Annotated in this window: 15 protein-coding genes; 11 read left to right on the forward strand and 4 right to left on the reverse strand. The window is 64.1% G+C overall.

The window, feature by feature from the left end:
* Nucleotides 1-56 precede the first annotated feature (56 nt).
* The 4 genes from ABG82_RS02245 to ABG82_RS02260 all read left to right on the forward strand — a co-directional run bounded on the left by ABG82_RS02245 (nucleotide 57) and on the right by ABG82_RS02260 (nucleotide 4081).
* Nucleotides 57-1223: a DUF4185 domain-containing protein gene (locus ABG82_RS02245; protein WP_043078436.1), complete on the forward strand. Its 1167-nt coding sequence runs from the start codon at nucleotides 57-59 to the stop codon at nucleotides 1221-1223.
* Between the two features lie 63 nt (nucleotides 1224-1286).
* Nucleotides 1287-1787 (forward strand): tetratricopeptide repeat protein, encoded by a 501-nt coding sequence (locus ABG82_RS02250; RefSeq protein ID WP_043078437.1) that lies wholly within the window; start codon nucleotides 1287-1289, stop codon nucleotides 1785-1787.
* A 27-nt stretch (nucleotides 1788-1814) separates the two neighbouring features.
* Nucleotides 1815-3029 carry an ATP-binding protein gene (locus ABG82_RS02255; protein WP_043078438.1) on the forward strand — a complete coding sequence of 405 codons (1215 nt, stop codon included), beginning with the start codon at nucleotides 1815-1817 and terminating at the stop codon, nucleotides 3027-3029.
* Nucleotides 3026-4081, forward strand: coding sequence for a tetratricopeptide repeat protein (locus ABG82_RS02260; protein ID WP_043078439.1), 1056 nt, complete (start codon nucleotides 3026-3028; stop codon nucleotides 4079-4081). The genes ABG82_RS02255 and ABG82_RS02260 overlap by 4 nt, the downstream gene beginning before the upstream one ends.
* Here ABG82_RS02260 and ABG82_RS02265 read toward each other — a convergent pair.
* Nucleotides 4078-4911, reverse strand: coding sequence for an alpha/beta fold hydrolase (locus ABG82_RS02265; protein WP_043078440.1), 834 nt, complete (start codon nucleotides 4909-4911; stop codon nucleotides 4078-4080). The two genes, ABG82_RS02260 and ABG82_RS02265, sit on opposite strands and share 4 nt — an antisense overlap.
* Nucleotides 4912-4967: 56 nt before the next feature.
* Between ABG82_RS02265 and ABG82_RS02270 the strand changes: the two genes are divergently transcribed.
* The 5 genes from ABG82_RS02270 (at nucleotide 4968) to ABG82_RS02285 (ending at nucleotide 8363) form a co-directional block, all read left to right on the forward strand.
* Nucleotides 4968-5318 (forward strand): DMT family protein, encoded by a 351-nt coding sequence (locus ABG82_RS02270; RefSeq protein ID WP_043078441.1) that lies wholly within the window; start codon nucleotides 4968-4970, stop codon nucleotides 5316-5318.
* A 42-nt stretch (nucleotides 5319-5360) separates the two neighbouring features.
* A complete protein-coding gene (locus tag ABG82_RS28115) occupies nucleotides 5361-5525 on the forward strand; it encodes a hypothetical protein (RefSeq protein ID WP_155772765.1) in 165 nt (54 codons plus the stop codon).
* Nucleotides 5526-5548: 23 nt separating this feature from the next.
* Entirely contained in the window at nucleotides 5549-7012 is a 1464-nt protein-coding gene (locus tag ABG82_RS02275) for a catalase (RefSeq protein ID WP_043078442.1), read from the forward strand.
* A gap of 62 nt (nucleotides 7013-7074) precedes the next feature.
* Nucleotides 7075-7713 (forward strand): sensor domain-containing protein, encoded by a 639-nt coding sequence (locus ABG82_RS02280; RefSeq protein ID WP_043078443.1) that lies wholly within the window; start codon nucleotides 7075-7077, stop codon nucleotides 7711-7713.
* Nucleotides 7713-8363, forward strand: a complete 651-nt coding sequence (locus tag ABG82_RS02285) for a sensor domain-containing protein (protein WP_043078444.1) — start codon at nucleotides 7713-7715, stop codon at nucleotides 8361-8363. Before ABG82_RS02280 ends, ABG82_RS02285 begins: the two co-directional genes overlap by 1 nt.
* 35 nt (nucleotides 8364-8398) lie before the next feature.
* Here the strand turns inward: ABG82_RS02285 and ABG82_RS02290 are convergent, their stop codons facing one another.
* Nucleotides 8399-9532: a nitronate monooxygenase gene (locus ABG82_RS02290; protein ID WP_043078445.1), complete on the reverse strand. Its 1134-nt coding sequence runs from the start codon at nucleotides 9530-9532 to the stop codon at nucleotides 8399-8401.
* 136 nt (nucleotides 9533-9668) lie between these two features.
* Between ABG82_RS02290 and ABG82_RS02295 the strand changes: the two genes are divergently transcribed.
* Nucleotides 9669-10994 carry an ammonium transporter gene (locus tag ABG82_RS02295; RefSeq protein ID WP_043078446.1) on the forward strand — a complete coding sequence of 442 codons (1326 nt, stop codon included), beginning with the start codon at nucleotides 9669-9671 and terminating at the stop codon, nucleotides 10992-10994.
* Here the strand turns inward: ABG82_RS02295 and ABG82_RS02300 are convergent.
* Both ABG82_RS02300 and ABG82_RS02305 read right to left on the reverse strand, forming a co-directional pair.
* Nucleotides 10978-11592, reverse strand: a complete 615-nt coding sequence (locus ABG82_RS02300; RefSeq protein WP_043078517.1) for a methyltransferase family protein — start codon at nucleotides 11590-11592, stop codon at nucleotides 10978-10980. The two genes, ABG82_RS02295 and ABG82_RS02300, sit on opposite strands and share 17 nt — an antisense overlap.
* A gap of 85 nt (nucleotides 11593-11677) precedes the next feature.
* Nucleotides 11678-12247, reverse strand: coding sequence for a hypothetical protein (locus tag ABG82_RS02305; RefSeq protein WP_043078518.1), 570 nt, complete (start codon nucleotides 12245-12247; stop codon nucleotides 11678-11680).
* A 146-nt stretch (nucleotides 12248-12393) separates the two neighbouring features.
* On the opposite strand from ABG82_RS02305, the gene ABG82_RS02310 reads away from it, so the two are divergent.
* On the forward strand, nucleotides 12394-13056 hold the full coding sequence (locus ABG82_RS02310; protein WP_043078519.1) for a sensor domain-containing protein: 663 nt from the start codon (nucleotides 12394-12396) through the stop codon (nucleotides 13054-13056).
* The last annotated feature ends 14 nt before the right edge of the window (nucleotides 13057-13070 follow it).

The following is a 13070-nucleotide window of genomic DNA, read 5'->3' on the forward strand; positions in this document are numbered from 1 at the left end:
GGCCCATCGCGAGCCGCGCACGGTGTCACTGACTACCCTGTGAGCTTTGGGGCTCAGTGGCACCGGGTGGTGCCGGACGGGAGATGCGCGTGCGGCCGATTGCGGTGTTGGTAACTGCCGCAACGCTTGTCGTCACCGGATTGCTCGCCGGTGCGCCCGCTGGGGCCGATCCATTACGGCCCGCTTCGCCGCCCCTTGATCCCGGCGAGGTAGTACGTATCGGGCCGGTCGCCGGCACGGGCACCGCCACCGCCGACTACAACCTGGGCGCGACAGATCTGTGTGAGTTCATGGTCTTTACCGGCGGCATGCTGCAGATCTGCGGTGACAGCTTTGCCGGGCAGGGCGTGGGGTACGGCGGATGGCACTCGCCGGTCGCGCTGCGTGTCGACACCGAGTCGGTTCCCGGCGTATCCGGTGTCCGGCATTCCGGCGTCCTGGGTACCGACCGCCCGCTGCTGGCCGATCCGGCCCCGCCGGGCTTCTCTCAGCTGCCCTCCGGCGTCGTGGACATCAACGGCACCAACTGGTTGTTGGTGGCCGTCACCAAGAATCTGATCCCGCAATCGACACGGCTGGTGCGGCCGGACCCGTTCCGTGCCGGGTGGGCGACCGTACCGGGGTCGGTGCGGCCGGGCGATTACGCGGGCGGTCAGCAGACACAGATCAGCGGCTACTACGACCCGTTGTGGACCCAGGAGTCGCCGAAGGGCTGGGTGTACGTCGTCAGTGACGCATTCGATCGCTCATTGCCCGCGGTGCTGTACCGGGCCAAGCCGGACACTTTCACCGACCGCTCGACGTGGCAGGGCTGGGGCGTCGACGCGCAAGGCAAGGGAGCCTGGGGGCGTTCCCCGACGCCGCTGTGGGGTGATCACCTGGGCGAGATGAGCATGAAGATGGTCGATGGGCAGGCGGTGCTGTCGTACTTCAACCAGACCACCGGCAATGTTGAGGTGCGGGTGGCCGACAGTCCAACGCGGCTCGGTGCGGTACCGGTTACGACGGTGGTGAATGCCGGCGCCTGGCCCGCCGTCGCCGACGAGCTGCCTGAGTCGTGGGACAACACCTTGGCTCAGCCCTACGGCGGCTACATCGGCCCGGACTCGACGTTGGATCGGCTCAGCATCTACGTCAGCCAGTGGAACACCGACTCACGCGATCACGCTCCCTATCGGGTGATCGAATTCGCGGTGAATCCGCTGCGGGCCGGTGTGGGCTAACTAACATTCGGTTGTTACCAGAGTTGTCGACGTCCGTATGACAGCTGGTTACGATGGGCCTCGATGATTGCTAGCGGAACCTTAATCGACATCGCCGCCGATGAGTGGATAACCAACGATCAAGGTTCGCGTACGGTCGGTTCTGTGGACGCTGAAGAGCTGGCAACTCGCGCGAGCGAGGCCCTGGCGTCCGGAGACGATAGCGAGGCGCTGCGTCTCGCCAATGACGCACTGGAGCTTGAGCACAAGGACGCCCGGTCTTGGCGGATCCTTGCCTATTGCCTCGGCAGCATGGGCCGGCACTTCGACGCGATCGAATGCGCGCTTTCCGCAGTGCGATACGGCAGTCACGATGCCATTAACCACTACGTGCACGCCTGGGCGCTCAACGGTGCCCGCAAACCCAATGAAGCGCTGACCGCCATCGATGAAGCGCTTGATATCAATCCGGACTTTCCCGACGCGCTGGCAATGCGCGCTATTCTTCGGCGCGAGCTCGGTGATCTTGAAGGGGCCTTCGCCGACATGCGTCTGGCGAAGAGCCTCGACAACGATCTCTACTGAGCGCACCATCGCTGGGGGAGGGATTTCGTGGCCGACGACGCTGTGATCGCCGAAATGCTGGCTGCCGTGGAGGCAAGCCCGGACGTTCTGGCACTGCGGTTGCGTGTCATCGAGCTGTTGGTTCAGCGCCGCCGATTCGCCGAGGCGCTCAACCATTGCACCGTCGCGCTGCAACAGTCGCCGGGAGACACCAAGGCACTGGAGTTGCTTGCCGCGTGCTCGGCCGGTCTGAACTCGCCGGCTCCTGAGCCTGCCGCCGCCGCGGCAGGTTTCGACTGGTCGGCAGCCGAGGATCAAGTGGCCGATATCGTCCGGCCGGCCTTCGTTGAAGAAGAGCCTGAGCCCCTGGGGCCGAACGATGTGGGAGCGTTGGAGAAATCCGAGGTTCGAATCTCGGACGTCGGCGGGATGGCCGATGTCAAACGACAGCTGGACCTGTCTTTGTTCGGGCCGTTGCGTAACCCCGAGCTGGTCAAGGCCTTTGGCGTGTCGGCAAGGGGCGGTCTGCTGCTGTACGGCCCGCCGGGATGCGGCAAGACGTTCCTGGCCCGCGCGGTGGCTGGCGAATTGGGTGCCAATTTCTATCCCGTCGGCATCTCGGACGTCATGCACCCGATCTTTGGGCAGAGTGAGCAGCGGATGCACGAGATCTTTGAAATCGCGCGCCGGAACACCCCATGCGTGCTGTTTTTTGACGAGCTCGACGCGCTGGGGCATCGCCGGTCCCAGCTTTCGGGCGGCTCGGGGCTTCGACCGCTGGTGAATCAGCTTCTCGCGGAGCTTGATCCGGCGACGGAGAGTAACGAGGGACTGTACGTGCTGGGTGCCACCAATCACCCGTGGGACGTGGATGCCGCACTACGCCGGCCCGGCCGGTTTGACCGCATGATCTTGGTGGCGCTACCCGATGAGGAGGCGCGTGTCGCTATCGTCAAATACCACCTGCGTGAGCGGCCGCTTGAGGGCATCAATCTCAAATCGATTGCCAAGCGCACAGAGGGCAGGTCCGGTGCCGATCTGGCCCATATCTGCAACACGGCAACACAATTCGCGATGGCCGACTCGATCAGCAGTGGACAGGTACGGCCAGTGCGGATGGCGGATATCGACACGGCCATTGCGCAAGTGGGTCCTAGCGCCGGGGGCTGGTTCGACACCGCGCGCAACGTCGTCGAGTTCTCCAACTCCGATGGCAGCTACGACGAATTGGCGAAGTACCTGCGTAATAGGCGATCGCGATGACATCAGCCGGCGACACACCGCTGGCTCGTTCGTTGATGATTGAAGAATTGATCGGGATACGCCAGTACGACACCGCTCGGGCTCACCTTGCCGATGCGTTGACGCGATGGCCCGACACGCCCGATCTGCTGGCCACCGGTGCGTACCTGGATCTACAAGTTGGACACCATGCCGGGGCGATGTGGTACGCGGATAACGCACTGCGTTTCGATCCCAGTAATGGCCAGGCCCAACGAATCCGCATTTGGGTGCTGCTGCGCGGCTGGAACAAGATGCCCGCCATGGCGGCCGCGCAGCACCTGGTGCGGATGCACCCGAACCGGGCGTCCAGTCACTACATGATGGCGGTGGTGCTGTACGCGCGAAGGCATAAACGAGCGGCGCTGGCCGCCATCGATGAGGCGCTTCGTATCGATCCGGATGATTCTTCCTATCGTAATCTGCGGGGTCAGATCATCGGGATGCGGAGATGGAAGGGTAAGGCTCTCAAGGAATTTCGATCAGCTCTGCGTATCGACCCGGGCAATGCCTCGGCGATGGAAAACGTTGGCAGAGCGCAGTCGCGGCGGTGGCGGTTGGCGAGCGCGTTGCGGGCCTATCTGGACCTGGGCGCCATGGACATCCGCCGGGCCGATGACGTGCGGGCGGGCGTCTCCGAGGTTTTCAATCGCGTTGTCAGCGTGATGACTCCGGTGAACTTCCTGGCCTTGGTAATCCTGGGTGCGTCGGCCGCGGTGGCCACCCGGTATGGCAACCAGCAGTTGCCTCTTCCCGCGCGAATGATCGCGGCACTGCTCGCGGTCGCCGTGATAGCGCTGCCGGTGTGGATGGTGCTGAGCGTGCCACGGCACTCGGCCCGGGCACTGTGGGCGAGCCTGCGGCGATCGAAACTGATCAGCTTCTGCGTTGGAGCCGCTATGGCGATCGCTCTGTGCCTACTCATCGTCGCACTCATCGGTTCACGGGCCGCTGCCGAAGCGGCGCTGCCGTTCATCGCGCTGCCGGTGATGATCGTCTTCGCGCTGCGCTTGGTCGCGGATTTTGTGGGCTAATCCTCGATCGGGTGCCGCTTGAGGAACTCGTCGATCAGGGCGTTGACCTCATCGGGGCGCTCCAACGCCGCGAGATGCCCAGTGCTTTCCATGATGACGAACTCGGCCCCGGGGATGGCGTCGGCCATGAGTTCGGTTTCCCCGACCGGAAACGTCGGATCCTCGCGCCCCGCGATCACCAGGATGGGCGTGGTGATGCGCCCGAACAATTCACGCTGATCGGGCCGCGCCGGAACCACGCTGTTGACCGCCCAGTACACCGAGTCAACGTTGAGGTCGCGCAGCCCGGCGCGGATGGTCTGCTCCACGCGTGGACGCTCGCGGAGACTGGTCGGCCCGGCAAAAGCCCTCACGGCACGGGTGGTGAGTGGCTCGCGGAATCGGCCGAGGATCCGAACAACCTCGGTGAGCAGCCGAAACTCGACCTTCTGGCGGGTACTGGCCCGCGACGCGGTGGCGTTCATCAACACCGATGCTCCCGCCCGGTGCGGATACCCGGCGGCAAAGGTACCGCCGATCATTCCGCCCCACGAGTTACCGACGATGTGCGCGCGCTCTATGCCGAGTGTGTCGAGGATTTGTTCGATGGCATGCGCACAATCCTCGAAGCGGAACATTCGGCTCAGTGATTGACTGTCGCCATGGCCGGGCGGATCGACGAGGATCACGGTGTAGCCGCCCGCGAAGTACTCGGCCTGGTCGGCCCACATCGAACCGGTCATCAGCAGGCTGGACCAAAAGAGGATCGCGGGCCCCTCGCCCCCGATCCGTACATGTAACCCACCGAGGCAGCTTTGGACGTATCGGTCGTGCAATGCGTCGCTGCCCATGCGCAGCAGGCTAGCGGCTGTGGACGATTGACAGGGAAGATCTACAGAATGTGGACATGATTGCCGCCAGATTGCTGCCGCCGGTGCTGCTCATCTGCTCGAACATTTTCATGACCTTTGCCTGGTACGGGCATCTGAAGTTCAAGGACCACCCGTTGTGGGTGGTGGTCCTGGTCAGCTGGCTCATCGCGTTTTTTGAGTACTGTCTGGCAGTTCCCGCGAATCGGCTTGGCAGTGAGGTGTATTCCGGCGCCGAACTCAAGGCGATGCAAGAGGTCATCACCCTGACGGTGTTTCTTGGCTTCGCGGTCTGGTATCTGGGCGAGAAGCTCACGCTCAATCACTTCGTTGGTTTTGCTCTCATCGCTGCCGGGGCGTACTTCGTCATTAATGGACCTCTTGGTTAAACCTTTTCTTGACTCAGTCTAGAAAAGAGGCATACTGGGGGAGTGACCGCAGTACGGCCCCCCGCTTCCGGCGCACGCCTGCGCCGGGCGGGACTGCGGATCACGGCGCTGCGCCGAGCAGCGCTTGATGTGCTTGGTGCGCAGTTTTATTCGACTGTTGAGCAGTCGCAGCCCAGTGCGCGCCGGGTGGGGTGCCAGTCCAAGTAGCCCGCAAGCCGAGAGGATTTCGCATGTCCAACCGCACCACAACCAATACCGGAATCGCGGTCGAGAGCGATGACGAGTCGCTGACCGCGGGTACGCAGGGCCCGGTGTTGCTCCATGACCATTACCTGATCGAGAAGCTTGCCCAGTTCAACCGGGAGCGCGTACCCGAGCGCATCGTGCACGCGAAGGGTGCCGGTGCGTATGGCGAGCTGGTCATCACCGCTGACGTCTCGAAGTACACCAAGGCCAAGCTGTTCCAGCCGGGCGTGAAAACTGAGTCACTGGTTCGCTTTTCGACAGTCGCTGGGGAACAGGGCAGCCCGGACACCTGGCGTGACCCGCGTGGATTCGCGGTGAAGTTCTACACCGAAGACGGCAACTACGACCTCGTGGGCAACAACACCCCGGTGTTCTTCATCCGCGATGCCATCAAGTTTCCCGACTTCATCCGATCGCAGAAGCGACTGCCCGGTTCGGGACTGCGCGACCACAACATGCAGTGGGACTTTTGGACGCTGCGTCCCGAGACCGCGCACCAGGTCACCTGGTTGATGGGTGACCGCGGCATCCCCAAGACCTACCGGCATATGAACGGATATGGCTCGCACACCTACCAGTGGGTCAATGCCGAGGGCGAGCGCTTCTGGGTCAAGTACCACTTCAAGACCGATCAGGGGCACGGTTTCCTCACACAGCAAGAGGCGGATGAATTGGCGGGTTCGGACGCCGATACCCACCGTCGCGACCTGTGGAATGCCATCGAGGAAGGCAACTTTCCGAGCTGGACGCTTCATGTGCAGGTCATGCCGGTGGCCGAGGCGGCGGACTATCGGTTCAACCCCTTCGACCTCACCAAGGTGTGGTCGAAGAAGGACTACCCGCTGATCGAGGTCGGCAAGTGGACGCTTAACCGCAACCCGCGGAACTACTTCGTAGAGATTGAGCAAGCCGCCTTCGAACCCTCGAACATCGTTCCCGGCATTGGTTTCTCGCCCGACAAGATGCTGCTGGGTCGCGTTTTCGCCTATGCGGACGCACATCGCTACCGGATCGGCACCAACTACGCCCAGCTGCCACCGAACGCGCCGCGTGCGGCGGCGGTGAACTCCTACTCCAAGGAGGGGCCGATGCGCTACCACTTCAACGATCCGGAAGTGCCGGTGTACGCGCCCAATTCCTTTGGCGGGCCGCACGCGGATCCCGAGGCGGCCGGTGACGGCGGGGTATGGGAGTTCGACGGCACCGCGGTGCGCGCCGGGTACATCCAGCACGCAGAGGATGGGGATTTCGTGCAGGCCGGAACGCTGGTGCGCGAGGTGCTCAATGACGAGCAACGTGCACGGCTGGCCGGCAACATCGTCGGTCACGTGTTGGGAGGCGTCTCCGAGCCCGTTCTCTCGCGCGTCTTCGAGTACTGGAAGAGCGTTGACCCCGAGCTGGGTAAGACTGTCGAAGAGGGCGTCCGTGCAGGTCTAGACGCAAAGTAGGTGAATTTCAGTAGGCGCCGGTTCCTCCTTGGGAGGGCCGGCGCCTTCCGTATGCTCGTGACATGTCCAACGGCGTACGCGTGCTTCTTGCGGTAGTTCCGGTGATTGCCTTGGCGCTGGCGCCCGAGGCGCATGCCATAGGCCCCGAGGCGATCGACAGTGTCCTGCAGAAACCTGCCGCGGTCAGCAAGATCGTGGGGGTCGAGCTGCAGGCCTCGCGGAGCCTCAGTGCCCCCTCCACCGGTATTCAGGTGAGTGAGCCCAGTTGCGTGGACTTCGCCGATGTCGGGCTGGACCAGGTTTTCAATGGAAACCCGGGAACGCTGGTCGCATACCAGGGCAGCTCATCGCAGAAGTCCGCGTCAGATGCCCGGTACTCGGTGAAACAGGCTGTGGGCGTATTCAACAGCAGAATTGCCGCGGTTGATCCGGTGGTGGCGTTGCTGTTCATGTCGGATTGCTACGGGCACCCGATCAAGGTCACCGACGACCAAGGTGTAACGGATACATGGACATTCACGCAAGGGAACTCCGCCGATGGTGCCGCCGGCTGGTCGATGGCCAATAGCGCCAACGACCGCACGTGTTATGTAGAGATGCGTGCGCGGCAGGAGGCCTTGTTCCAGGTGAAGGTGTGCTCGCCGGGGAATGGGGAGCGCGCCGCGACGCGTATTGCCGATGCGATGGAAGCGGGCGTGTGATGGCGATGACTCGGATAGCGCTGATGTCGGTGGCGACAGCGGCCCTCGGCCTCATGGCGGCCCCGGCGGCAGGAGCCGGCCCGTCTGATCCGGGTGTGGTCAATTACGCGGTGCTCGCCCGTGGGTCGGTGAGCAATGTCGTGGGTGTGCAATTGGGTTCCCACAGTGAGTTCACGCAGCCGTTCCAGGCATTCTCGGTGGACATCCCGGAATGCAATAACTGGTCCGATATCGGCCTCGATGAGGTGTACGCCGATCCGGATCTGGCGTCGTTCCGTGGCGCGACAACGCAAGATTCCGCCACGGATGCAACGCATTTGGTGAAGCAATCGATCGGAGTGTTCGCCAACAACGATGCTGCCGACCGGGCCTATCACCGGGTGGTGGACCGCACCCGGGGATGTTCCGGGCAGACGGCCACGCTGCTCCTAGAGGACGGCCGGCGCGAGGTATGGACATTCACCGGTCCGGCGCCGGGCGCCACCGATGCCGCGTGGGTGAAGGAAGAAGCGGGCGTTGATCGCCGCTGCTTCACCCAGACGCGCAGGCGTGAGAACGTGCTGCTGCAGGCCAAGGTCTGCCAGCCGGGCAATGGCAGCCTCGCGGTGAATGTGTTGGCCAACACCATGCAGAACGGCCTGGGCCAGTAGAAGATTGGCCCAGGCCGGTACCGCTCGATCCGGTTTTAGACCGACGCCGCGGCCTCATTGAGCTCGTTGAGCGTATTGGTGGCTTCCAGGTACTCCTGGACCCAGCGCTCGATGACCGCGGCTGACTTCTCGACCTTGGTGAACTGCCCGACAACCTGACCGATCGGGTTGAACGCGACGTCGATCGTCTGATCCGGGAACTTGTGTGTGGCGGCCACTGCCATCCCGGAAACCATGTACTGCAAGGGCATTCCCAGCGGCTCGGGGTTGCCCTCGGTCTGCCAGGCCTCGGTCCAGTCATTCTTGAGCATGCGGCAGGGCTTACCTGTGAAGGATCGGCTGCGCACGGTGTCGCGGCTGGTGGCGTTGGCGTAGGTCTGCTGTTGCACCGCGGTGTTCTCGGCTTCTTCCACCATGAGCCACTGTGAGCCGCTCCACGCGCCCTGCGCGCCCATGGCCAGTGCCGCGGCAATCTGGTAGCCGCTGCCGATGCCGCCGGCGGCCAGTACCGGCACCGGCGCGATCTCCTTGACCACCTGCGGCCACAGCACGATCGAGCCCACCTCGCCGCAGTGCCCGCCACCCTCGCCGCCCTGGGCGATGATGATGTCCACCCCAGCGTCGGCGTGCTTGCGGGCCTGCTTGGGCGAGCCGCACAGCGCCGCTACCTTACGGCCGGCGTCGTGGATGTGCTTGATCATCTCGGCCGGGGGTGTACCCAGCGCATTGGCGATCAGCGTCATCTTCGGATGGCGCAGCGCGATCTCCACCTGGGGTGTCGCGGTGGCCTCGGTCCAGCCCAGCAGCTGCAGGGCATTGTCGTTGCCCTCTTCGACGGGTACGCCGTGATCTGCCAGCAGCTTGCGGCCGAAGTCCAGGTGCTCTTGCGGCACCATCGACTGGAGCATCTTGGTCAGCTCTTCGGCCGACATGTTGGCGTCCATGCCTTCGTATTTGTTGGGAATGACGATGTCGACGCCGTACGAGTGATCCCCGATGTGCTCGTCGATCCAGTTGAGCTCGATCTCGAGCTGTTCAGGGGTGAATCCGACGGCGCCGAGCACGCCGAAGCCGCCGGCCTTGCTCACCGCGACCACGACGTCGCGACAGTGGGTAAAGGCAAAAATCGGGAACTCGATGCCGAGCTCGTCGCAGATGGGGGTATGCATTGCCGCTCCTGTAGGGGTGATGGGGCGCGTCGGAAAACTGGAACGTGTTCTAGTTTAGATGAGGTCCTGCACATGCCGGTAGTGGCTTCCCTACACTCACGCTGACCTAATCGCACGAGCCGGGAGTAGCCAGCGCATGTTTCCGCATATGGGAGTGCCGGACGCGGCCAATACCGCCTGGGTGCTGACGAGCGCCGCGCTGGTGCTCCTGATGACCCCCGCACTGGCCTTCTTCTACGGCGGCATGGTGCGCGCCAAGAGCGTCCTGAACATGATGATGATGTGCTTCTCGGCCGTCGCCGTGGTGTGGGTGCTCTGGGTGTTCTTCGGGTACTCGATGGCCTTCGGTACCGATATCGGGGGCGGTCTGCTGGGCGATCCGTTCCAGTTCGCCGGCCTGCAGCATTTGTTCGAGGGCGACTACAAGGCGTCGTCGGTTCCACTGTGGGGGCCGACGAAGATTCCGGCTCTGGTGTTCGTGATGTTCCAGGCCGGGTTCGCCATGGTGACCGTCGCCCTCATCGCGGGCGCGGTGGCCGACCGCATGCGTTTCCTGCCGTGGATCGCTTTCACCGCGTTGTGGGCCACCCTGGTGTACTTCCCGGTCGCGCACTGGGTGTTCGCGGTGCAAGGCACCACCGCCGACAAGAGTGGCTGGCTTGCGAATCTGGGTGTTCTGGACTTCGCCGGTGGCACCGCGGTGGAGATCAATTCGGGTGCCGCCGGTTTGGCGCTGGCGATTGTCCTGGGTAAGCGGCGCGGCTGGCCGCGAGAGGCGATGCGCCCGCACAACCTGCCCGCCGTCATGCTCGGAGCTGGGCTGCTGTGGTTCGGCTGGTTCGGTTTCAACGCGGGTTCGGCGTTGGCCGCCGACGGCACCGCCGCGCTGGTCATCGCCAACACCCTTGGGGCAGGCGCGATATCGATGGCCAGCTGGCTGCTGGTGGAAAAGATTCGGCATGGCAAGCCGACCTCGTTCGGTGCGGCCTCGGGTGTGGTGGCCGGCCTGGTGGCCATCACACCGTCGTGCGCGGCGGTTACCCCGATCGGCGCGCTGGTTATCGGTGCCGTGACCGGTGCGGTCAGCTCCCTCGCCATTGAGCTGAAATATCGCCTGGGATACGACGATTCGCTGGACGTGGTGGGTGTGCACCTGGTCGGCGGCATTGTCGGAACATTGATGATCGGTATCGTCGGCAGTGCCGCCGCACCTGCCGGCGTGAATGGTCTGCTGTACGGCGGTGGGCTGCATCAGCTCTGGTTGCAGCTGGTCGGGGTGGTCGCCGTACTTGTCTATTCGGTCGCGGTCACCGGGCTCATCGGCCTGGGATTGCGGCATTCCCTGGGCATCCGGTCGCACCCGCAGCACGAGTCCGACGGTCTGGACGACGCCGAGCACGCGGAATCGGCGTACGAGTTGGCCACCACCCGTGGCGGTGGCCTTATCAACCCTGGGCGGTGAACCTGCCGATTCCGGGCAGGAATCGACCGACCCGCGATCCGTATTCACGGTAGGCGGCGCCGTGCACTGTCAGCAGGTAGGGCTCCTCGACGACGCGCACTTGCAGCTCGATGGATGCGGCCAGTAGTGCGAAACCGCTGAGGGCCAGGGGGTTCGGCGCCATCAGTGCCGCCCCCGTGGCGAACAGCAGCATTGCGGTGAAAATTGGATTGCGTATCCAGCCGAAGACTCCGGCGCAGACCAGCGCGGTGGTTTCCTGGGTGTCGACGCCAACCCGCCAGGATTCGCCCATCGTTTGTTGTGCCCCTATCGTCGCGACGAGTCCTACCGCCGCCAATACGATTCCGGCGACCTGGACCGGCCGGTTATCAAGCGCGGCAAGGGGAGTGGCGAGGCCGGTGAGCTGCAGGATGGGGGCGAGGAGGGCAACGAGTATCGCGGCGATGAAGCCCACCCCGGCGAGCCATTCGAGGGAACCCGGGCGGCCGTGGAATCCGCGGAAACCGGTGGACCCGGTCGCGCGCCACTGGCGGTAGCTCTTCCAGCCGAGCCCCGCGGCGACGAACGTCAGGTACAGGACAAGCACCGCCATGGCCATGAGCGCCCTCTCTACGAATGCATACATTCGCATAGAACAATATGTAGGTGCCGGTGTCAACACCCAGCGTGCTGAGGTGCGGGGACTACGGTGACCAGAGCCGCCACATGCTTGTCGCGCCGTCGTACTCACGCGCTCGCTGCGCCGCCTCCGCCACGGTCTTGCCGCCGGTCAATTCGTAAAAGAAGAGCACCGCGACAAGAAAGGCCGCGTGCCCGTCGGGAGCCTCCTGGGGTGCGAAGTAGCCGGCGGCGCCCGTGTCCAGAAATGCCTCTGCGAGTTCGGGGCTCCCCGTTTCGCATCCGAGGGACACCACGAAACTTCCGGCAAGCCGCAGGTGCCGGCGTACCTCGTCCGGGCCCATCAGTCCGTTGAACGGCTGTGCAGAGGCGACGGGCTCACCGAGCTCGGGGAGCAGGATTCGGCCTTCATCGCCGTGGCAGCCGAGGATGACAAACGGGGCGACCGGCCGCGTACTTCCCAGTGCCGAGACGATATGGCGGGGTTGCCCGATGGGGTGATAGTGCACCCTGATCCCGAACTCCTCCAACGCATCCCGAATAGGTCGGGAGGAGGAGTCATCGATGTCGACGAGATCGACCTCCGTCCAGGTCAGCGCGCCTGCGACAACATCATCGATTCGGGACTGGGACACGGCTGGCAGCATAAGTGTCGACGCGGGCGCCTGCCACCGAGTTTTGCCCGTGGTGCCGAGCGAAATACGCAGGGATAGAGCTTGTCTTGGTAAGCGGCAGGGCGCCACTCATCTAGGCTCCTGCAGTTATGAGGACTGTCCTGGGGGTGGCGTCGCTGTTTTGCGTGCTGGCGATGACGATGGCGGTGGCGTCCGCGGGCACCGCGTCGGCGAATCCCGACGAGCTGCCCGTGCAGACCGAAGCGCTGCCCGGCCTGATGCTTGCGTCCGGGGATGTGGACCCCGTCATGGGCGCCAGCATGCAGGTGTCCGCGGATTGGGCGGGGCTGGTGTCGGACCGCACTGACAGGCCCGATTGCGGCAGTGTGGTTTTCGCATCGGCCGCGAGCTATGAATCGTCCAATTACCTATCGGGGCGGTTCCGGTCCTTTGTGGACAGGCCCGGCTGGCTTCGCCTGGTGCAACAGAGCATGGTGATCTTTCCCGAGTGGTCGGACGCGACAGATTTCGCACTGGGCGAGGCGGATCGCTGGCGCGCCTGCGAGAACCAGCGGGTCACCTCCCTCCTGCCGCAGCCGGACGGAAGCACGAGTCGTGAGTGGGTGCAGCTGCGCAATATCGTCCAGGTACAAGAGGTTCTGGTGGTCGGCTACACGTGGCCGACCGATTTCGGTGGAGTCATTTACTGCCAGCACGCGCTCGCGCCGTTGCGAAACGTGGCCATCGACGTACGGGCATGCGCGGAGCGGGACGGCAACCGTGCCCTCGACCTCATCCAGGCTCTGCTGCCCCGCGTGGCCAGGGCCTAGCTGCGGCGGAAGGT

The organism is Mycobacteroides immunogenum (assembly GCF_001605725.1).
In the GTDB taxonomy this organism is placed as follows: Bacteria; Actinomycetota; Actinomycetes; order Mycobacteriales; family Mycobacteriaceae; genus Mycobacterium; species Mycobacterium immunogenum.